This window comes from Caulobacter sp. CCH9-E1 (assembly GCF_001556515.1).
Lineage (GTDB): Bacteria > Pseudomonadota > Alphaproteobacteria > Caulobacterales > Caulobacteraceae > Caulobacter.
Genome location: NZ_LSJA01000055.1, coordinates 1 through 19,303, shown reverse-complemented (window position 1 = coordinate 19,303; position 19,303 = coordinate 1). Strand labels below are relative to the sequence as shown.

19 protein-coding genes, 2 tRNA genes and 1 pseudogene are annotated in these 19,303 nt (G+C 66.3%); 16 read left to right on the top strand and 6 right to left on the bottom strand.

Features of this window, described 5'->3' with window-relative positions; translation table 11 throughout:
• Positions 1–195: 195 nt before the first annotated feature.
• The gene (locus tag AX690_RS03020) at positions 196–996 is read left to right on the top strand and encodes an undecaprenyl-diphosphate phosphatase (protein WP_066687945.1); all 801 of its coding nucleotides are present in this window, start codon (positions 196–198) and stop codon (positions 994–996) included.
• Positions 997–1,066: 70 nt separating this feature from the next.
• On the opposite strand, the gene AX690_RS03015 is transcribed toward AX690_RS03020, so the two are convergent.
• The gene (locus tag AX690_RS03015; protein WP_066688022.1) at positions 1,067–2,032 is read right to left on the bottom strand and encodes a complex I NDUFA9 subunit family protein; all 966 of its coding nucleotides are present in this window, start codon (positions 2,030–2,032) and stop codon (positions 1,067–1,069) included.
• A gap of 155 nt (positions 2,033–2,187) precedes the next feature.
• On the opposite strand from AX690_RS03015, the gene AX690_RS03010 reads away from it, so the two are divergent.
• The 9 genes and pseudogenes from AX690_RS03010 to ptsN all read left to right on the top strand — a co-directional run bounded on the left by AX690_RS03010 (position 2,188) and on the right by ptsN (position 8,733).
• Positions 2,188–2,274, top strand: a tRNA-Leu gene (locus AX690_RS03010).
• A 168-nt stretch (positions 2,275–2,442) separates the two neighbouring features.
• Positions 2,443–3,060: a ribonuclease D gene (locus tag AX690_RS03005; RefSeq protein ID WP_066687943.1), complete on the top strand. Its 618-nt coding sequence runs from the start codon at positions 2,443–2,445 to the stop codon at positions 3,058–3,060.
• Positions 3,027–3,691 (top strand): annotated as a pseudogene (lptC, locus tag AX690_RS03000) (LPS export ABC transporter periplasmic protein LptC). Before AX690_RS03005 ends, lptC begins: the two are co-directional and overlap by 34 nt.
• Positions 3,692–3,749: 58 nt before the next feature.
• A complete protein-coding gene (locus AX690_RS02995; protein WP_066688019.1) occupies positions 3,750–4,313 on the top strand; it encodes an LptA/OstA family protein in 564 nt (187 codons plus the stop codon).
• Between the two features lie 9 nt (positions 4,314–4,322).
• On the top strand, positions 4,323–5,081 hold the full coding sequence (gene lptB, locus AX690_RS02990; RefSeq protein ID WP_066687936.1) for an LPS export ABC transporter ATP-binding protein: 759 nt from the start codon (positions 4,323–4,325) through the stop codon (positions 5,079–5,081).
• Positions 5,082–5,286: 205 nt separating this feature from the next.
• Complete coding sequence (rpoN, locus tag AX690_RS02985; RefSeq protein WP_066687934.1) at positions 5,287–6,780, top strand: RNA polymerase factor sigma-54; 1,494 nt, start codon at positions 5,287–5,289, stop codon at positions 6,778–6,780.
• Positions 6,781–6,874: 94 nt separating this feature from the next.
• Positions 6,875–7,486, top strand: a complete 612-nt coding sequence (locus AX690_RS02980; RefSeq protein ID WP_066687931.1) for an exopolysaccharide biosynthesis protein — start codon at positions 6,875–6,877, stop codon at positions 7,484–7,486.
• Positions 7,487–7,548: 62 nt separating this feature from the next.
• The gene (hpf, locus tag AX690_RS02975) at positions 7,549–8,181 is read left to right on the top strand and encodes a ribosome hibernation-promoting factor, HPF/YfiA family (RefSeq protein WP_066687928.1); all 633 of its coding nucleotides are present in this window, start codon (positions 7,549–7,551) and stop codon (positions 8,179–8,181) included.
• An 87-nt stretch (positions 8,182–8,268) separates the two neighbouring features.
• Positions 8,269–8,733 (top strand): PTS IIA-like nitrogen regulatory protein PtsN, encoded by a 465-nt coding sequence (gene ptsN, locus AX690_RS02970; protein WP_066687925.1) that lies wholly within the window; start codon positions 8,269–8,271, stop codon positions 8,731–8,733.
• A gap of 10 nt (positions 8,734–8,743) precedes the next feature.
• Here the strand turns inward: ptsN and AX690_RS02965 are convergent, their stop codons facing one another.
• The 4 genes from AX690_RS02965 to AX690_RS02950 all read right to left on the bottom strand — a co-directional run bounded on the left by AX690_RS02965 (position 8,744) and on the right by AX690_RS02950 (position 10,515).
• Positions 8,744–9,013, bottom strand: a complete 270-nt coding sequence (locus AX690_RS02965; RefSeq protein ID WP_066688016.1) for a DUF1150 family protein — start codon at positions 9,011–9,013, stop codon at positions 8,744–8,746.
• Between the two features lie 117 nt (positions 9,014–9,130).
• Positions 9,131–9,556: an Hsp20 family protein gene (locus AX690_RS02960; protein WP_066688013.1), complete on the bottom strand. Its 426-nt coding sequence runs from the start codon at positions 9,554–9,556 to the stop codon at positions 9,131–9,133.
• Positions 9,557–9,758: 202 nt separating this feature from the next.
• Positions 9,759–9,834 (bottom strand) — tRNA-Ala (locus AX690_RS02955).
• A gap of 213 nt (positions 9,835–10,047) precedes the next feature.
• On the bottom strand, positions 10,048–10,515 hold the full coding sequence (locus AX690_RS02950; RefSeq protein ID WP_066688010.1) for a TIGR02300 family protein: 468 nt from the start codon (positions 10,513–10,515) through the stop codon (positions 10,048–10,050).
• A gap of 118 nt (positions 10,516–10,633) precedes the next feature.
• Between AX690_RS02950 and aroA the strand changes: the two genes are divergently transcribed.
• From aroA to mscL, 6 genes are all read left to right on the top strand, one after another.
• The gene (gene aroA, locus AX690_RS02945; protein ID WP_066687922.1) at positions 10,634–11,965 is read left to right on the top strand and encodes a 3-phosphoshikimate 1-carboxyvinyltransferase; all 1,332 of its coding nucleotides are present in this window, start codon (positions 10,634–10,636) and stop codon (positions 11,963–11,965) included.
• Positions 11,966–11,968: 3 nt separating this feature from the next.
• Positions 11,969–12,610, top strand: a complete 642-nt coding sequence (cmk, locus tag AX690_RS02940) for a (d)CMP kinase (RefSeq protein ID WP_066687920.1) — start codon at positions 11,969–11,971, stop codon at positions 12,608–12,610.
• Between the two features lie 145 nt (positions 12,611–12,755).
• Complete coding sequence (rpsA, locus tag AX690_RS02935) at positions 12,756–14,465, top strand: 30S ribosomal protein S1 (protein WP_066687917.1); 1,710 nt, start codon at positions 12,756–12,758, stop codon at positions 14,463–14,465.
• Between the two features lie 175 nt (positions 14,466–14,640).
• Positions 14,641–16,554, top strand: a complete 1,914-nt coding sequence (locus tag AX690_RS02930; RefSeq protein WP_082769466.1) for a DUF3857 domain-containing transglutaminase family protein — start codon at positions 14,641–14,643, stop codon at positions 16,552–16,554.
• 117 nt (positions 16,555–16,671) lie between these two features.
• Entirely contained in the window at positions 16,672–16,962 is a 291-nt protein-coding gene (locus AX690_RS02925) for an integration host factor subunit beta (RefSeq protein WP_066687914.1), read from the top strand.
• 77 nt (positions 16,963–17,039) lie between these two features.
• Complete coding sequence (mscL, locus tag AX690_RS02920) at positions 17,040–17,459, top strand: large-conductance mechanosensitive channel protein MscL (protein WP_066687904.1); 420 nt, start codon at positions 17,040–17,042, stop codon at positions 17,457–17,459.
• A 52-nt stretch (positions 17,460–17,511) separates the two neighbouring features.
• On the opposite strand, the gene AX690_RS02915 is transcribed toward mscL, so the two are convergent.
• The coding region (locus AX690_RS02915) for an insulinase family protein (protein WP_197426767.1) at positions 17,512–19,303 on the bottom strand (1,792 nt) is incomplete at its 5' end.

Here is a 19,303-nt window from a genome sequence, read left to right as displayed (position 1 = left end):
TCTGGCGGGCGTCTTACGGACTCTTTAGGGCAATAAGAATGTCTTAGTCAAAAATGTAGACAAATATATCCCTGGCCGCGTTGCGGTTATTGCGAGCGCGTCGCAACAGGCGGGGAAAGTAGTCCAATTTGTGGATTAACGCCGTGTTTACGATGTTTGGCGCACGCCGGAGGGGCAGCGCTCTAGGGGACCTTCATGCCAGATTGGCTCATCGCACTTATTCTCGGGCTGATCGAAGGTCTGACTGAATTCATACCAGTCTCCTCGACGGGGCACCTGCTTCTGGTCGGTCATTTCCTGGGCTTCCACAGTCCCGGCAACACCTTTCAGGTGCTGATCCAGCTGGGCGCCATCCTGGCGATCACAAGCGTCTATTTCGGTCGACTGTGGGGGTTGCTGACCACCCTGCCGACCGATCCCAGCTCCCGTCGGTTCGTGATCGGCATTCTGCTGGCGTTTCTCCCGGCGGTGTTTGTCGGCGTCGCCGCGCACGACTTCATCAAGACCGTGCTCTACGAGACGCCGGCCTTGGTCTGCGCGACCCTGATCATCGGCGGTTTCATCCTGTTGGCTCTGGATCGCATGAAGTTCGAGCCGCGCTACACCGACGTGGCGGACTATCCGTTGAAAACCGCCTTCATTATCGGCCTTTTCCAGTGCCTGGCCCTGGTGCCCGGCGTGTCTCGCTCCGGCGCGACCATCGCCGGCGCCTTGCTGCTGAAATGCGACAAGCGCTCGGCGGCCGAGTTCAGCTTCTTCCTGGCCATGCCGACCATGGCCGGCGCCTTCGCCTATGACCTCTACAAGAACATCGACCAGCTCAGCACCAACGACCTGGGCTTGATCGGGCTGGGCTTCGTGGCGGCTCTGGTGTCGGGTGTCTTCGTCGTCAAGACGGTCTTGAACTTCATCACGCGCCACGGCTTCGCGCCGTTCGCCTATTGGCGCATCGCCGTGGGCGTCATCGGCCTGGCGCTGCTGTACGTTCCGCGCTGATCAGCGGCGGACAACAAAAAAGCGGACGCCGCGGGGCGACCGCTTTTTCTTGTTCGCTGCCGAGCGAACGCTAGAACGCGCCCGCCGGGGTCTCGGCGTACTGGCCGCCCTTGCGGTAGCGGTAGAGATAGGTCGGGACCACGGCCTCGACCGCCGTCGGCGCGACGCCGGCCTCGACGAGGCCAGGCAAGCCATGAGCGGCGATGTTGTCGCTCTTCAGCATCTCGACCTGATCCGTCGTGAGTGGCGGGGCCAGCGGCAGGATCGAGGCCTGGAGATCGCCCAGAGTCCCGATCAGGCCGGCGATCGGCCACGGCACGGGGAGCAGCGGACGATTGCGGCCCGTCTCGGTCAGGATCAGCTCGAGAATCTCGCGCATCGTGTAGACGGTCGGGCCGCCGAGCTCATAGGTCACGCCGACCGCGGCCGGGCTGGCGACGGCCTTGGCGATCACCGCCGCCACGTCGCCGACGAACACCGGCTGGAACTTGGTGTCGCCGCCGACCAGCGGCATCACCGGCGCCAGGGCGGCCATCTGGGCGAAGCGGTTGAAGAAGTCGTCCTCGGGACCGAACACGATCGAGGGGCGCACGATCGTCGCGCCCGGGAAGGCGGCGCGCACGATGGCCTCGCCTTCGCCCTTCGAGCGGGCGTATTTCGCGGTGGCGTTCATGTCGGCGCCGATCGCGCTGACGTGGACCAGGCGCTTCACGCCAGCCTTGGCCGCGGCCTCGGCGACATTGCGCGCGCCCATGGCGTGGATCGACTGGAACTTCTGCCGGCCGCTCTCCCAGAGGACGCCGACCAGGTTCACGCAGGCCTCTGCGCCGTCCAGCGCGCGGGCGACGGAGCTCGGCACGCGGACATTGGCCTGGACCACCTCGATCTGGCCGACGTCGCCCAACATGCGCATGCGATAGGCGAGGTTCGGCTGGCGAACGGCCACCCGCACCCGGTAGCCCGCCTTGGCGAGCGCCCGCACGACCTGGCCGCCCACGAAACCGGAGCCGCCGAACACCGTGACAAGACCCTGCATCTTCATTCCTCGTCGCATGCGATGACGCGGGAATTAGACGACCGAGCGCGACGACGCAACGAAATCACGATTTGTCGTTTTTTCGCTGTTGACGCGGCCGAACGCTTTCCCTAAACGTCCCGGCCTCGCGGCGACCTAACCGGTTGCGACTGCGGGCCCAGGTGGCGGAATTGGTAGACGCGCTGGCTTCAGGTGCCAGTGACCGAAAGGTCGTGGAGGTTCGAGTCCTCTCCTGGGCACCACCCCTTGTTAGCTTCTTTAGAGAAGCGGGGGTGGCGCCAAAATCCTCCCCTATCTAGAACCTGGGCGGATAGATATCCCATTCATCGTGAGTATATGTAACGCGCGCCTATATCGGGCGCGTGGTTGAACGCGTCGTACGCGCGGTTCTCGCCGGAGATTTCTGAGACTTGGCCAATTTCGTTCACGAGGGCGACCTGCCCGATGGCGTGTTCGCGGGCGCGAGCATCGTCGCGATCGATTCGGAAACCATGGGTCTGCGCCTGGGGCGCGATCCGTTGTGCGTGGTGCAGCTGTCGTCCGGCGACGGCGACGCCCATGTCGTGCGGCTGAGCCGGCCCGGTTACGACTGTCCGAATCTGAAGGCCTTGCTGACCGATCCAGCCGTTCTGAAGCTTTTTCACTTCGGCCGCTTTGATATCGCCATGTTCGAACTCCATCTGGGAGTCGTGACCGCGCCCGTCTATTGCACCAAGATCGCCTCGAAACTGGCCCGCACCTACACCGACCGCCACGGCCTGAAGGACGTGACGCGCGAGCTGCTGGGCGTCGAGCTGTCGAAGGCGCAGCAGTCTTCGGACTGGGGCTCGCCCTCGCTGAGCGCCGACCAGGTCGCCTATGCGGCCTCGGACGTGCTGCACCTGCACGCGCTGCGTGAGAAGCTCAACGCCATGCTCGAACGCGAGGGCCGCATGGCCTTGGCCCAGGCCGCCTTCGACTATCTCCCTCACCGCGCTTCGCTCGATCTGGCCGGTTGGGAGGACGTCGACATCTTCGCGCACAGCTGACGGACGAAGGATGCAGCCAGCCGCGGTCATGAACGGAAGAGCGATCAGCGCCGATCTCGCGCGCTGGCGCCGCCGCTCGCGCCGCGTCCTGATGGCGCGCATCGTCCTGCCGATCGCGATTGGCGCCCTGCTGCTAATCGTCGTTTCGCAGGTGGGTTGGCGCACCTACATGGCCGCCACCCATCCGCCCGTCGAGGCCAAGACCGAGATCCGGCTGATCACGCCGCGCTTCTACGGCCAATCGACCGACGGCCGCAGCTTCATGATCACCGCCCGCTCGGCGATCCGCGATGACGCCGACCCCCGGCGAATCATCCTGGACGAGCCTGCGCTGACTTTGGACCTGGGCTCACCGACACCCACGCGCATGACGGCCAAGAGCGGCGTTTACCGCCAGGACGACTTTGGCCTGACCCTGAAGGATGACGTGCGGCTGGATGACGGCACGGGCTATCGCTTCGCCTCGGAGGAATCGTTCGTCGATACGCGCACCGGCGATGTCACCGGCGAGAGCGCGCTCAATGGCGAAGGTCCCGGCGGACAGGTGCAATCGCGCGGCTACTCCGTATATGACAAGGGCGACCGCATCGTTTTCCGGGGCGGGGTTCGCGCGCGGCTAGAACGGCAGTAAAGAACGTAAATGGCGCAGGTTCGCTGAGGCGGCCGCGACGGATGAGGACATGGTTCTGATGAAGCGATGGACGGCTGCTGCGGCGACCGCGTTGGTCCTGTCTGGGTTTGGAGCCGCCGGCGCGGCCTATGCCCAACAAGGCGACTCGAGCGCGCCGATCGACGTGTCCGCTGATCAGCAGGAAACGATCAACAGCAAGTGCATCACCATCTTCCGCGGCAACGTGGAGATCCTGCAGGACCGCTCGCGGATGCGCGCCCAGCAGGTGACGGTGTACAGCGCCAAGCGCGCGGGCTCGGACAACGGCTGCGGCAACGCCCAGCGCCTGGAAGCCGAAGGCGACGTCTATGTCGTCAGCGAGAACCAGAAGGCCCGCGGCGACCGCGCGGTCTATACGTTCAGCGACAATATCGCGGTCCTGACCGGCGACGTCATCCTGACTAAGGGCAAGGACGTGGCGCGAGGCGACCGCCTGACGGTCAACACCAAGACCAACGACGCCAAGCTGGAGTCCAGCGCCAAGGGGCGCGGCGCGACGCGTCGGGTCCGCGCGGTGTTCTATCAGGACGACAGCAAGAAGAGCGACGCGCCCGCCGCGTCCGACCAGCCGGCCCAGCGCTAGGATCGTTTCATGACCCTGACCTCCGCCGACATGGACGGCCTGTTCGTCGATTCCGTGGGCAAGTCGTTCGGCGACCGTCCCGTCGTCAAGAATGTCTCCCTGCGCCTCAAGCGCGGTGAAGTCGCGGGCCTGCTGGGCCCGAACGGCGCTGGCAAGACGACCTGCTTCTACATGATCACGGGCCTGATCGCCGCCGACTATGGCGCGATCTATCTGGACGGCGAGAACATCACGGCTCAGCCGATGTTCCAGCGCGCCCGTCTGGGCGTGGGCTACCTGCCGCAGGAAGCCTCGATCTTTCGCGGCATGACGGTCGAGCAGAACGTCATGGCGGTGGTCGAAATGCGCCAGAAGGACGCCCGCAAGGCGCGCGAGCAGGTCACCAGCATCCTGGAAGAGCTGCGTATCACCCACATCCGCAAGTCTCCGGCCGTCGCCCTGTCGGGCGGTGAGCGGCGTCGCGTCGAAATCGCCCGCGCCCTGGCCAGCGAGCCGTCGTTCATGTTGCTCGACGAGCCGTTCGCCGGCATCGACCCCCTGGCGATCGCCGACATCCGCGAGGTGATCGGCTACCTGAAGAGCCGCGGCATCGGCATCCTGATCACCGATCACAACGTCCGCGAGACGCTCGACATCATCGACCGCGCCTCGATCATCCACGCGGGCGAGGTGCTGTTCGAAGGCTCTCCGCGCGAGATCGTCGACAACCCGGAAGTTAAGCGGGTGTATCTGGGCGACAGCTTCTCCGAACCCAGGTTGGGGGCCTGATCGCGGGCCGCTCTGGCCGATCGGGAGCGTTCTGGGACGCTGAACACGCCGCAAAGTCCTTTTCGTGAAAGGGCTTAGCCTCTGGCATGATATTTTCCCGAGGCGGAAGGTCGCACCGGCCCGATATTTGCAGGCGTTCGCAAGCCGTTAACCAAACCAGCCCTTCAATGACGGTCGAGATTGGTTCGTTCGTCAGGAGGGCGCATTGGCGCTCAGCCACAGACTTGAGCTCCGGCAAGGCCAGGGCCTCGTCATCACCCCCCAGCTGCAGCAGGCGATCAAGCTGCTACAGCTGTCGAACATTGAGCTCGACGCCTTCGTCGAGGCCGAACTCGAGCGCAATCCGCTGTTGCAGCGAGACGAGGGCGAGGCCGAGCCGGCCCTGGACGGCGAGGCTGAGCGCGATCCTAGCCTGACACAGCTCGACGTGGTGGCCGACACCGCGGCCAGTCGTGAGATGGACGCCCCCACCGAGGACGTCTCGCCCGGCGAGCGCGCCACGGGCGACGGCGCGGAGGCCGAGCATGCCGGCGGTCAGATCGACTGGTCGCGCGCCGGCTCCGGCGGTTCCTTTGACGGCGACGAGGGCTACGAGAGCGCTCTGGTCGATGTTCCGACGCTTTCCGCCCACCTGCGGGCGCAGCTGGTCCAGGCGGCCCTGTCGCCGGCCCGCAACGCCATCGCCGAGATCCTGATCGACGCGGTCGACGAGGGCGGGTACCTGCGCCTGGACGTGACCGAGCTGGCTGGCCGCCTGGGCTGCGCGCTGGCGATGGTCGAGGAAGTCCTGACGGTCCTCCAAGGCTTCGAGCCCGCCGGGGTCTTCGCCCGCGACGTCCGCGAGTGCCTGGCCCTGCAGTTGAAGGACCTGAACCGCTACGATCCGGCCATGGCGGCCATGCTCGACCACCTCGAACTGCTGGCCAAGCGCGACATGGCGGGGCTGCGGCGGGTATGTGGCGTCGACGACGAGGACCTGCGCGACATGATCGCCGAGGTCCGCGCGCTGAACCCGCGTCCTGGCGCGGCTTATCATAGCGAGCCCGCCGAGACCCTGGTGCCCGACGTCATGGTGCGCGAGGGCCTGGGGGGCATGTGGCATGTCGAGCTGAACACCGACACCCTGCCGCGCGTGCTGGTCGATCAGCGCTATCACGCTCGTGTCGCCAAGGGCGCGCGCAGCGATCAGGAAAAGACCTTCGTCGCCGACTGCATGGCCTCGGCCAACTGGCTGGTGAAGAGCCTGGACCAGCGCGCCAAGACCATCCTGAAGGTCTCGAGCGAGATCGTGCGCCAGCAGGACGGTTTCCTGGCCTTTGGCGTCGAGCATTTGCGGCCGCTGAACCTGAAGACCGTCGCCGACGCGATCGGCATGCACGAGAGCACGGTCAGCCGCGTCACCTCGAACAAGTACATCGCCACGCCGCGGGGCGTCTTCGAGCTGAAGTTCTTCTTCACCTCGGCCATCCAGTCGTCGGAAGGGGGCGAAGCCCACTCCGCCGCCAGCGTCCGGCACAAGATCAAGGGCCTGGTCGATGCGGAGAAGACCGAGGCGGACGTCCATTCGGATGATCGCATCGTCGAAATCCTCAAGGCCGCGGGCGTCGATATCGCCCGCCGCACGGTCGCCAAGTATCGCGAGGCCATGCGCATCCCGTCTTCCGTCGAACGTCGGCGGCTGATGAAGGAAATGGCCTGAACGCCCTATATGACGTGAGAACACCGCTCGCGCCCATCGGCCGCGCGGCCTAATCGGCGCCCGCGCGTTTCTGTGCGGGCGCGACGAGGAACGGATGAGCGAGAAGAGTCTGGCCGAGGTGATCGAGGGGTTTGGCGAGGACGAGCGTCCAACCCTGACCGTCGGCGAGATGCTGGACGCCTTCGACAGTCGGGCCTTCGGCGCCATGCTGCTGGTCTTTGGCCTGCTGAACACGCTGCCGCTGCCCCCCGGGTCTTCAACGATCCTGTCCCTGCCGATCCTCCTTCTGGCCCCACAGATCGCTATGGGCGCGGATCACCCCTGGCTGCCCAGGAGGCTGACCGAAAAGCCGCTTAAGCGAGATGACATGCGCGGCCTCTTCCGCCGCCTGGCGCCGATTGTGCGGAGCATGGAGCTAATCACCCGGCCCCGACTGCGGCCAATGTTCGCACCCATGGGCGAACGGGCCATCGGCGTGGTCTGCACATTGCTCGCCTTGGTGCTGGTCCTGCCGATCCCGCTGGGCAACCTGGCGCCGGGGGCGACGGTGGCGATCCTGGCTCTGGCGTTGCTGCAGCGGGACGGAATCCTGGCCTTGGCGGGCTATCTGATGGCGCTGTTCAGCGGGGGTCTGCTGTTCGTCAGCGCGCATGTGGTGATCATCGCCGTACGCAAGCTCATGACCGTATTTTCGGGTCTGTTCTGACGGTTCCTTAAGGACCGTCTGGACCGCTTGACACCTGTTCGAGACAGGCGCGTTGTATCGATATGCAAGTCCAAGTTTCCGGCAAGCATGTCGACGTTGGCGAGGCTCTGCGAGCGCGAGTCTCCGACGAAATCGCCCTAAGCATCGGCAAATACTTCGATCGCGGCGGTGACGCCGAGGTCGTGGTCAGCAAGGAGGGTTACGCCTTCCGTGTCGATTGTTCGGTCAAGCTGGCCTCGGGCCAGCAATTGATCAGCCACGGGTCGGGAGGCGACGCACACGCCGCCTTCGACGCGGCCCTGGCCAAGATCGACACGCGGATCCGACGATACAAGCGACGTCTGAAGAGCCACTCGGCGGCGGCCACGGCCAAGAAGGTCGAGAACGCCGCCATGTTCGTCCTTCGCGCGCCCGACGCCGAGGATGGCGAGGATCATGACTGGGATGTGGATATCGATCACCCGACGGGCGCGCCCGCGGCGATGGTCATCGCGGAAACCCAGGCCGCTCTGAAGACAATGACCGTTTCCATGGCTGTCATGGAACTGGACTTGACCGGCTACCCGGCAATCGTGTTTAGGAACGCCGCCCACGGCGGATTGTCCGTGGTCTATAGGCGTCCAGACGGAAATATCGGCTGGATCGATCCCGAACGCACGAAGTCGCTGAACGGGCACGGGTCTACCGCGAGCTAACCGGACCGTGTCACGGCCGGCAGCGCCGTTGGCGGATTTGCGGCGACGGCGCCAAGGCGGTCGACAACGAGCGAGCGTTAGAAGTCCATGACCATTGGCGACCTTCTGGACCCGGGGGCGGTGGCGTTGCGCGCCGGCGCGCCCGGCAAGCGCCAAGCGCTTTCGCTGGTCGCCGATGTCGCCGCGCGCGTCCTGGGCGTCGACGCCAATAAGACGCTCGAAGGTCTCCTGGAGCGAGAAACGGCCGGTTCGACCGGCGTGGGCGAGGGCGTGGCCATTCCGCACGCCCGCGTCGAGGGCGTGGACCGCGTCCGCGCCGTCGTTGTGCGTCTGGACACGCCGGTGTCGTTCGACGCCCTCGACGATAAGCCTGTCGACCTGATGGTGGCGCTGTTCGCCCCGGTGGACGCCAACGCTCAGCATCTGCGGGCCCTGGCCCGCGTGGCGCGCGTTCTGCGTCAGCCCGAGATCAGAACCGCCTTGCGCCAAGCCAAATCGGCTGACGCCATCCATGTTCTGTTGACCCAGGAAGCCGCCAGCACGGCGGCTTGACCCCTCTTCGCTAGTGCACCGAGACGGGCGCCAGTTCGTGCGCCAGCGCGGCCGCGATCGCGGTGTCGCGGTCGATCATGACGGCCAGGCGCGCGCCGTCCGCGCGGCAGACGGCGTACAGCGTCTGGTCAGGCGAGAGATTGAAGTCCTCCACGCCTTCTGGCGCGTCGGCGAGCACTTCGGCGGCCTTGATCGGCCGCACATAGACGAGGTCAGGGGCGCCTAGGGCCGCGAAAGCTTCGCTCGTGAAGAGCGGGCTGTGATGGGTGTTGGGCGTCATGATGACCACCTCCTTCAATGAGGGAACGCGCCTTTCACCGGCCGGTTCAGCTCGCGCCGGGAAGAGCTTGTTCCGCGCGGCCGTTTGGCCCGCGCTGGATTGAGCTTATGGGCGCGGTCAGCCCGCGCTGCGGATCGGGATGCGCTTGATAAGGCGCTCGGGCTCGGGGCGCGCCAGATCGATATGCAGAAGGCCGTGCTCCAGGGTCGCGGCCTGCGCCTCCATGCCCTCGGCGAGGACGAAGGTGCGCACGAAGCCCCGAGCGGCGATTCCACGGTGCAGGAAAGCTCTCTCGGCCTCGCCGCGACCATCGGCGTCGCGTTTGCCCGCCACGATCAACTGGCCGCCTTCCACGGTCACCTGCAGCTGCTCCGGCGAGAAGCCCGCCACGGCCAAGGTGATGCGTACGCCGCCGTTCTCGGCCTGCTCGACATTGTAGGGCGGATAGCTCTCTGACGCGGCCTTGGCCGCGCGCTCGATCAGGTCTCTGGTGTGCTCAAAGCCCAGCAGGAAAGGGCTGTCGAACAGGATCGTCCGGGTCATCGCGAAGTCCTCGCTCAAGCGACTTCGTTCGCGGCGACAAACCCGAGGATCGGCGCCTGTCCCCGCGACACGCCGCTAGACATGGCGAGCACGGACGAAGGGTTCAAGAGGGAAGAGGTCTGGGCCGAGCCCGCTTTAGCTCAGGCCAGGAAATTCAGATCCAGAAATGGACAAGGCCCGGACGTTTCCGTCCGGGCCTTGATGGTGGAGCTAAGCGGAGTCGAACCGCTGACCTCTTGAATGCCATTCAAGCGCTCTACCAGCTGAGCTATAGCCCCAAAATTTCTGAGAACACCTGAAGGTAACTCTCGGAAATCCTTGGTCTCTTCGGCGTTTCGACTGGTGTCGCTCCCCGAAGAGGCGCGGAACCTAGTCCGGGATTTTCCGGGGATCAACCCTCCCTGCGAACTTTTTTCGAGAAAAATGTCGCAGGCCCGAAAACGCTTGTGGAAAGCCGGTCGCGGCGAGACCGAAACCGGCTTTCCGCTGGATCAGTCGTCGTCCCCCTCGCCGGGGAGACCTTCGATTTCCTCGTCGAGGATATCGTCGTCGTCCTCGTCCTCCAGGAACGGCACGTCGTCGGCCTCGTCTTCGGCGAGATCGTCGTCCTCGGCGAAGTCGACGCCCAGGTCGGCGTCGCCGGCGGGCGCCGCGCCCGGCTCGGCATCCTCGTCGTCCGTCTCGACGACGTCGGCCTCGGCCGCTTCGTCGATTTCCGGAGTCTCGTCGACTTCATCCTCGAAGCCGTCCTCCTCCTTCGGGGCGACCGACTCCTTCTCATCGTCGGACTCATAGTCCGGCGTGATGGCGCGGGCGCGGACGCGGCGCGACTTCAGGGCCTCTTCCGGGTCGAACTGCTCGCCGCACTTGGGGCAAACGGCCGGACGGCGGTTGAGGTCATAGAACTTCGATTGGCAGTTGGGGCAGATTTGTTTTGCGCCCAGGTCGGGATTGGCCAAGGTGGCGACCCTTTGATCCGGATGGGAAAAGCGGCGGGTCACTTGCCATGACGAGAGCCCGCTGTCAAAAGCAAACCCCTTCGCGAAAACCACCAAGTACTAAGGAGCCGGTTTCGGCATGTCGTCGGCTGGATTGAAGAGCGCCCCCGGAAGCGCTCTGCGAGGGATCGTGCGCGCTCCGGGAGACAAGTCCATTTCCCACCGTTCGATGATCCTGGGCGCGCTGGCGACCGGGACGACGACGGTCGAGGGCCTGCTGGAGGGCGACGACGTTCTCGCCACCGCGCGGGCCATGCAGGCCTTTGGCGCAAGGGTCGAACAGGAAGGCGTCGGCCGCTGGCGCATCGAGGGCCAGGGCGGCTTCTCGGAACCCTCTGACGTGATCGACTGCGGCAACGCTGGCACCGGCGTTCGCCTGATCATGGGCGCGGCGGCGGGCTTTGCGATGTGCGCGACCTTCACCGGCGACAGCTCGCTTCGTAGCCGACCGATGGGCCGGGTTCTGGATCCGCTGGCCCGCATGGGCGCGACATGGCTCGGCCGCGACAAGGGGCGCCTGCCGCTGACGCTGAAGGGCGGAAACCTGCGCGGCCTGAACTACACCCTGCCGATGGCTTCGGCCCAGGTGAAGTCGGCCGTGCTGCTGGCCGGTCTGCACGCCGAAGGCGGCGTCGAGGTGATCGAGCCGGAAGCCACCCGCGACCACACCGAGCGCATGCTGCGGGCGTTTGGCGCCGAGGTGATCGTCGAGGACCGCGTCGTCGGCGAGAAGACCATCCGCCATATCCGCCTGCCGGAAGGCCAGAAGCTGACCGGGACCCATGTGGCCGTGCCGGGGGATCCGTCCTCGGCGGCGTTCCCGCTGGTGGCCGGTCTAATCATTCCAGGCTCGGAGGTCACGGTCGAGGGCGTGATGCTCAACGAGCTGCGCACGGGCCTCTTCACCACGCTTCAGGAGATGGGGGCCGACCTCGTCATCTCGAACCGTCGGATGTCGAGCGGCGAAGAAGTCGGCGACATCACCGCCCGCTATTCCAAGCTCAAGGGCGTGGTCGTTCCGCCCGAGCGGGCGCCGGCGATGATCGACGAATATCCGATCCTGGCCATTGCCGCGGCCTTCGCCGAGGGCGACACCGTGATGCGCGGCGTCGGCGAGATGCGGGTCAAGGAAAGCGATCGCATCGCCCTGACCGCCGCCGGCCTTGAAGCTTGCGGCGTCGATGTCGAGGAGGAGCCGGAAGGCTTCATCGTCCACGGCACGGGCCAGCCGCCCCGTGGCGGCGCGACGGTCGAGACACACGGCGACCACCGGATCGCCATGAGCCACCTGATCCTGGGCATGGCCGCCCAGGCGCCGGTCGCCGTCGACGAGCCCGGCATGATCGCCACCAGCTTCCCGGGCTTCGCGGACCTGATGCGCGGCCTGGGCGCCACGCTGACGGAAGCCTGAGCTATGGCTTTCGTGATCGCCGTCGATGGGCCCGCAGCGTCCGGCAAGGGCACGATCGCCGGACGCCTCGCCGCGCTCTATGACTATCCGCTGTTGGACACCGGCCTTCTCTATCGGGCGGTCGGCGTCGGCGTTCTGGCGGGCCCAGGTGATCTGGACGATCCGATCGCCGCCGAGGCCGTGGCGCGCACGCTCGATCTTTCCGATCTCGATCGGGCGGAGGTGCGCACCCGCGCCGCGGGCGAGGCGGCCAGCCGCGTCGCCGTGCACCCCGGCGTCCGCGCAGCCCTGTTCGACCTGCAGCGCGATTTCGCCAAGCGCCAGCCCGGCTCCGTGCTGGACGGGCGAGACATCGGCACGGTCATCGCGCCCCACGCGCCGGCCAAGCTCTATGTCACGGCCCGCCCCGAAGTCCGCGCCGAGCGCCGCTGGAAGCAGCTGGTCGGTCAGGGCGAGGCGGTGGATTTCGAGGATATTCTCGCCGACATCCATAAGCGCGACGCCCGCGACGGAGGCCGCAAGGACGCCCCGATGACGCAAGCGCCCGACGCCGTCTTGCTCGACACGTCGGAAATGACTATAGAGCAGGCCTTCGATGCGGCCCGCCGTATCGTCGAGGACGCGCGCGCCCGTCACCGGCTCTAGCCGGAGGGCAAATCCACCGCCGTTCTCGCCGCGATCAAGACCATCGCGGGCCGTCTTATCAAACCCACTTCATCCGGAATCCCGAGAACCGTTTCGCGACGAGTCTCACCCAGGGCTTCCCCCAACCTAGAGACCAAAGATCAGCATGGCTGACGATATGAGCTTCAACCCGACGCGCGACGATTTCGAAGCGCTCCTCAACGACTCGATGGGCGGCCGTGACTTCGCCGAAGGCACCGTCGTCAAGGGCAAGGTCGTCGGGATCGAAAAGGACTTCGCCATCATCGACGTCGGTCTGAAGACCGAAGGCCGCGTCCAGCTGAAGGAATTCGGCGTCGACGAAAACGGCAAGCCGACCGTCAAGGCTGGCGACACCGTCGAAGTGTTCCTGGAACGCCTCGAAAACGCCATGGGCGAAGCGGTCATCAGCCGCGAGAAGGCCAAGCGCGAAGAAGCCTGGACCCGTCTGGAAGGCGTCTACGCCCGCAACGAACCCGTCATGGGCGCGATCGTCGGCCGCGTGAAGGGCGGCTTCACCGTCGACCTGGGCGGCGCCTCGGCCTTCCTGCCGGGCTCGCAAGTCGACATCCGTCCGGTCCGCGACGTCGGCCCGCTGATGGGCAAGGAACAGCCCTTCGCCATCCTGAAGATGGACCGTCCGCGCGGCAACATCGTCGTCTCGCGTCGCGCCATCCTGGAAGAAGCCCGCGCCGAGCAGCGCACCGAACTGGTGTCGCAGCTGCAAGAGGGTGAAATCCGCGAAGGCGTCGTCAAGAACATCACCGACTACGGTGCGTTCGTCGACCTGGGCGGCATCGACGGCCTGCTGCACGTCACCGACATGAGCTGGAAGCGCGTCAACCACCCGAGCCAAGTGCTCGCGGTCGGCGACACCGTGAAGGTCCAGATCGTCAAGATCAACCCGGACACCCAGCGCATCAGCCTCGGCATGAAGCAGCTGCAGTCGGATCCGTGGGACGGCGTTGAAGCCAAGTACCCGGTCGGCGCCAAGTTCACCGGCCGCATCACCAACATCACCGACTACGGCGCCTTCGTGGAACTGGAAGCCGGCGTTGAAGGCCTGGTGCACGTCTCGGAAATGTCCTGGACCAAGAAGAACGTCCACCCCGGCAAGATCGTCTCGACCTCGCAAGAAGTCGACGTCGTGGTGCTGGACGTCGATCCGTCCAAGCGTCGCGTCTCGCTGGGCCTGAAGCAGGCCCTGGCCAACCCGTGGGAAGCCTTCCTGGAAGCGCACCCGGTCGGCTCGACCGTCGAAGGCGAAGTCAAGAACGCGACCGAATTCGGTCTGTTCGTCGGCCTCGACAACGACATCGACGGCATGGTGCACCTGTCGGACATCGACTGGAGCGTTCCGGGCGAAGAAGCCATGGCTCGCTACAAGAAGGGCGACATGGTCAAGGCGAAGGTTCTCGACGTCGACGTCGAGAAGGAACGCATCTCGCTGGGCATCAAGCAGCTGGCCGGCGACCCGATGTCGGGCGACACCTACCGCAAGGGCCAGACCGTGACCGTCACGGTCACGGAAGTGACCTCGGGCGGCATCGAAGTCCGCTTCGGTGAAGACGACGCTCCGATGTCGGCCTTCATCCGCAAGTCGGACCTGTCGCGCGACCGTCAGGAACAGCGTCCGGAACGCTTCGCCGTCGGCGATCGCATCGACGCCCAGATCACCAACGTGGACAAGGCCGCTCGCCGCGTCTCGCTGTCGATCAAGTCGCTGGAAATGGCCGAAGAGAAGGAAGCCATCGAGCAGTTCGGCTCGTCGGACTCCGGCGCTTCGCTGGGCGACATCCTGGGCGCCGCTCTGCGCGAGCGCGCCAACAAGGAATAAGCTTCCGCTCCATCGGAGCTGAAGTTGGCGGCGGCTGGAGTGATCCAGCCGCCGTTTTCTTTTGCGCGAAAGCCTGCCACAAATCCCAAGGGTTGAGTTGCGGGGGGTGTTCGTGCGGTTCAGTGGGTTTCGTGGCCTCCAAGGCGCGGCGATCGCCGTCGCTTCCGTTTCGGTTATGGCCAGCGCCGCATTGGCGGACGAAAAGCCCAGCTACGGGCCGCCGCCCAAGTGGGTTCAGGTGGCGGACCTTCCCGCGCCGCCTTCCGACGACCAAGCGCCGTCAACTCAGCTGCTGCTGAATGACAACCAGTCCCAGCACGACAATACCGGTTCGGCCTATTACAACCGCCGCATCGTCAAGATCCTGAAGCCCGAAGGGCTGCAGGGCGGATCGCGGTCGGTGACCTGGGACCCCGTTCGCGACAAGATCACGCTCCACACGCTCGCCATCATCCGCGGCGGCCAACGGATTGATCTTCTGAAGCAAGGTCAGGACGTCCTGGTCCTGCGGCGTGAAAAGAACCTGGAGCGCGCGATGCTGGACGGGCGCATGACCGCCTCGATCCAGATCAAGGATCTGCGGGTTGGCGACATCGTCGACTGGGCTTTCACCCAGGAACACAAGGAAGCCTTGCTGGGCGGCCGCACCAATGATTTCGAGAGCATGGCTTGGAGCGGCGTCGCCGGCCGGTTCCGCGCGCGACTGCTGTGGCCGGATGGAACGCTGCTGACTTGGCGCGTCACGCCCGGCTTTCCGCAGCCCAAGGTCTCCAAGTCGGGCAAGACCAGCGAACTGCTGGTGGACGTCACGAACGCCAAGCCGCCAAAGCCGCCGATCGGCGCGCCGGTTCGGTTCCAGCGCGTGGGCATGCTGGAGGCCACGACCTACACGGGTTGGGACGATATCTCCCGCCGCATGGCGCCGCTGTACGCCGAGGCTTCGAAATTGTCGGCGGATTCCTCCCTGCGAACGGAGATCGCCGCAATAGCCCAGGCCAGCGCCGATCCGAAGGTGCGGGCCTTCAAGGCGTTGCAGCTGGTCGAGGACAAGACCCGCTATCTCTTCCTCGGCATGGGGGATGGCGGCTACAAACCCGCGCCGGTCGACGAGACCTGGTCGCGGCGCTTTGGCGACTGCAAGGGCAAGACCGTGCTGCTGCTCGCGATCCTGCGCGAACTTGGCGTCGAGGCCGAACCGGTGCTGGTGTCGACCACGGGGGGCGACGGCCTGGAGGAGCGGCTGCCGTCGGCGGCGCTGTTCAACCATGTCATCGTTCGCGCGCGCATCGGCGGCAAGAATTATTGGCTCGACGGCACGCGCTCGGGTGACGTCGGCGACATCGACGGTTTGCGGCCGCCGCCGTTCCGCTGGGCCTTGCCGCTACGGACGGACGGGGCGTCGCTGGAAGAGATTATCCAGACTCCGCTCAGCCGGCCGGACGGCGAGGGCGTGGTGCGTATCGACGCCTCTGCCGGGCTCGACAAGCCCGCGCCGATCACCATGACCACGGTAATCCGCGGCGACGCCGCCCTGAACCTGGCGCGCGCCCTGCGCACCGCGCCGCGAGGCGACATTGAACGGAGCCTCAAGCAAAGCGCCTCGGCCAGCCTCAGCTGGGTTAATATCGAGACGATCGACTTCGACGTGTCCCCCAACGGCGAGGCAAAGATCAGGATTGGCGGCACGGCCGATCTCGACTGGCGCTTGAACGACGACCTCGGGGTTCGGGAGTTCCGCATCCCTGGTTCCGGTTCGGGCAGGGCGTCGGCGTTCCCTCGACGCGAGCCGGGCCTCAATGCCGACGCGCCCTACGCGACGGTCTTTCCGGCCTATTCGACGTCGGCGACCGAGATTGTTCTGCCCAACAAGGGCGCCGGCTTCGCGGTCAAGGGCCTCAACTGGACCGGCCGCATCGCCAATCGCGACATCCAGATGACCGCGGAACTGAAGGATGGCGTGGCGAGGTTCGCGGAATCCAGTCGAAGCGTGGGCCGAGAACTGCCTTACGCGGAGGCCGAAGAGGCCAACAAGAGCGCCCGGCGCCTGGCCTCCGAACCCCAGATCGTCCGCGCGCCAAAGGGTTCGTAGGCATGCGCATTAACCGAACCCCGTTCGTGAATCGCACGCAACCCCTTGAAGACTCAGCCATCGTTGGGCAAAGGTCCGGTCGCGCCTTGTTAGTCTTGGGGCGTTCCGGGGATTTCGATGATCAAGTCTGAACTCATCGCCAGGCTCGCGAATGAAAATCCGCACCTGACGCAGAAGGACGTCGAGCGCGTCGTCAGCGTGATCCTGGAACGCATGATCGGCGCTCTGGAGGACGGCGGTCGCGTCGAGCTGCGTGGCTTCGGGGCTCTGTCGGTGCGTTCACGCCCCGCTCGGACCGGTCGCAATCCGCGCACTGGCGAAGCGGTCGAGGTTCGCGCCAAGCACGTACCGTTCTTCAAGAGCGGCAAGGAGCTCCGGGCTCGCCTCAACGCTGACGGCGACGAATAGGCGACGAGCCCGGGCTTGACCCGACATCGCGAACGACTCCAGCCTCGCGTTCATTCTGAACAGGCGAGGAGACCGTCATGAGCGTCGTCAAGGAGTTCCGCGAGTTCATCGCACGCGGCAACGTCATCGACCTGGCCGTCGGCGTGATCATCGGCGCGGCCTTCAACAGCATCGTCAAGAGTCTGGTCGATCAGGTAGTCATGCCGCCCATCGGCCTGCTGACGGGCGGCCTGGACTTTTCGAAGCTGGAATGGGTGCTGCGGCCCGACGATCCGGCGACCGACGCGGTCGAGAAGGTGGCGATTCAGTACGGCGCCTTCATCAACACCGTGATCCAGTTCTTCATCGTCGCGGTCGTGGTGTTCCTGCTGGTCAAGCTGGTCAACGAAATCCGCCGCAAGGACGCCGAGACGCCGGCGCCCGCCGCGCCTTCCGCGCCGACGCCGGAGGAAAAGCTGCTGACCGAAATCCGCGACCTGCTCGCCAAGTCGAAATAGCACCGCGATCAGCCTGGAGCGCCGCGCTGCCGCGACGCTCCAAGGCCTTTCGTCACTTGCCCAGGGTGGGGCTGTCCAGGTCGAGCTTGGCGGCCGGGATCACCACGGCGTTGGGCGCGACCTTGGCCAGGTCCTCGCCCATGGCCTTGGCGTCGCCCGCCACGATCACGCTCATTTGCGCGGGGTCCATCTGCGCCTTGGCGAAAGCCTGGACTTGGTCAGGCGTCACCGCCTCGACCTTGGCGGCGTAGGTCTGGATCTCGGTCAGCGGCACGCCATAGACGGCGAGGTTGCCCAGGATATTGGCCAACCCTTCCGACGTGCCCAGGTCGCGGCCGAAGCCGCCCACCAGCACGGACTTGCGCGCGGTCAGCTCGTTCGCCGCGGCGGGCTCGGACGCCAGACGCGTCAACTCCGCGCGGGTCAGGGACACGACCTCGGCGGCCGACGGGTTCTTGGTCTGCACCCGCGCGGAGAAGCCGCCAAAGCGCCCTTGAGGCGTGAGGCTGGAGCCGGCGCCGTAGGAGAGGCCGCGCTTGATGCGGATTTCCTGGTTCAGGCGCGACGAGAAGCCGACGCCCAGCACCGTGTTGGCCACCAGGCCCTGATAGTAGTGCGGATCCGTGCGGGTGATCGCCGGCTTGGCCAGCACCACGGCCGCCTGGCCCGTGCCAGGCAGGTCGATGATCACGTTCCGCGGCTGATAGCCGGTTGGCGCGGCGGGGGGCGCGGGCGGCGGCGAGGCGGGCTTCTTCCAGCCGCCGAAGGCTTTCTCCGCCAGGGCGAAGCCGGCCTCGGGCGTCAGGTTGCCGGTCAGCACCAGCACGGCGTTATCAGGGCGCCAGTAAGCGGCGTGGGTTCTCGCGAGATCCGTCCGCTTGATCTTCGGCAGCGAGCCCGGCGTGCCGCCGGCCACGTGGCCATAGGCGGAACCGGCGTACAGCACCGGCGCGGTCGCGTAGCCGGCCAGGCTGCCCGGGCGCTGATAGGCGACCGACAGGCTGTCGAGGGTTTCGGCGCGGACCCGATCCAGCTCCGCCGCCGCGAAGGCGGGGTTCTCGGCCACGTCGGCCATGATGGCCATGGCGGGCGCGGCGTTGTTTTCGGTCACGCTCAAGGTCAGGGAGGCGGCCTCCCAGCCGGAGCCGGCCTCGAGATTGGCGCCCAAGGCCTCGGTTTCGCGCGCGACCTGGGTCGCCGAGCGGGTGGCCGTCCCCTCGGTCAGCAATTCGGCGGTCAGGCTGGAGACGCCCGCCAGGCCTTTGGGGTCGGAACTCGCCCCGCCGCGCACCGTCAGGTCGGCGGTGATCAGCGGCAGCTCGCTGGACTTGGCGACGATCACGCGCAGACCGTTGGCCAGGGTCTTCTCGGCCGGGGCCGGCAGCACCGCCGGGACGGGCGCGGCGATCGGCGGCGGCGCCTGGCGCTGGCCTTCCGGCGCGAGCGTCGTGACCGGGCCGTCGTACTTGACCGAAGCCACCTTGGGGATCGGCGGCGTCGCGTCCTTCTCGCCGGCCGGACGATCCTTCTCCGGCAGGTAGCGGATCACGGTGCGCTTGTCGTCGGCGAGGTACTTGCGGGCCACGCGCTGGACGTCGGCGGCGGTGACCGCCTGCAGGGCGGCGAGATTGGTGTTGGCGCGGGCGGCGTCGCCCTCGGTCATCAGGGCGTAGCCGATCGCGAAGCCCCTGCCGTCGATCTCCTCGCGGCGGCGCACCGCGTCGGCCAGCAAGCCGGCCTTGGCTTCCGAGAGTTCGGCGGGCGTGACGAGACCGTCGCGGAGGCGGGCGACCTGGGCGCGGAGCGCCGTCTCGCCCTGCTGGACCTGTCTCTTATACACATCT

What these genes read in the sequence shown, in the direction of transcription:
- lptB (WP_066687936.1), top strand. Translation starts at nt 4,323, where the DNA reads ATGACCCTGACCTCCGCCGACATGGACGGCCTGTTCGTCGATTCCGTG.
- ptsN (WP_066687925.1), top strand. Translation starts at nt 8,269, where the DNA reads ATGACCATTGGCGACCTTCTGGACCCGGGGGCGGTGGCGTTGCGCGCC.
- AX690_RS02995 (WP_066688019.1), top strand. Translation starts at nt 3,750, where the DNA reads ATGAAGCGATGGACGGCTGCTGCGGCGACCGCGTTGGTCCTGTCTGGG.
- AX690_RS02960 (WP_066688013.1), bottom strand. Translation starts at nt 9,556, where the DNA reads ATGACCCGGACGATCCTGTTCGACAGCCCTTTCCTGCTGGGCTTTGAG.
- AX690_RS02925 (WP_066687914.1), top strand. Translation starts at nt 16,672, where the DNA reads ATGATCAAGTCTGAACTCATCGCCAGGCTCGCGAATGAAAATCCGCAC.
- mscL (WP_066687904.1), top strand. Translation starts at nt 17,040, where the DNA reads ATGAGCGTCGTCAAGGAGTTCCGCGAGTTCATCGCACGCGGCAACGTC.
- AX690_RS02965 (WP_066688016.1), bottom strand. Translation starts at nt 9,013, where the DNA reads ATGACGCCCAACACCCATCACAGCCCGCTCTTCACGAGCGAAGCTTTC.
- hpf (WP_066687928.1), top strand. Translation starts at nt 7,549, where the DNA reads ATGCAAGTCCAAGTTTCCGGCAAGCATGTCGACGTTGGCGAGGCTCTG.
- aroA (WP_066687922.1), top strand. Translation starts at nt 10,634, where the DNA reads ATGTCGTCGGCTGGATTGAAGAGCGCCCCCGGAAGCGCTCTGCGAGGG.
- AX690_RS02980 (WP_066687931.1), top strand. Translation starts at nt 6,875, where the DNA reads ATGAGCGAGAAGAGTCTGGCCGAGGTGATCGAGGGGTTTGGCGAGGAC.
- AX690_RS02930 (WP_082769466.1), top strand. Translation starts at nt 14,641, where the DNA reads ATGGCCAGCGCCGCATTGGCGGACGAAAAGCCCAGCTACGGGCCGCCG.
- rpsA (WP_066687917.1), top strand. Translation starts at nt 12,756, where the DNA reads ATGGCTGACGATATGAGCTTCAACCCGACGCGCGACGATTTCGAAGCG.
- cmk (WP_066687920.1), top strand. Translation starts at nt 11,969, where the DNA reads ATGGCTTTCGTGATCGCCGTCGATGGGCCCGCAGCGTCCGGCAAGGGC.
- AX690_RS03020 (WP_066687945.1), top strand. Translation starts at nt 196, where the DNA reads ATGCCAGATTGGCTCATCGCACTTATTCTCGGGCTGATCGAAGGTCTG.
- AX690_RS03015 (WP_066688022.1), bottom strand. Translation starts at nt 2,032, where the DNA reads ATGCAGGGTCTTGTCACGGTGTTCGGCGGCTCCGGTTTCGTGGGCGGC.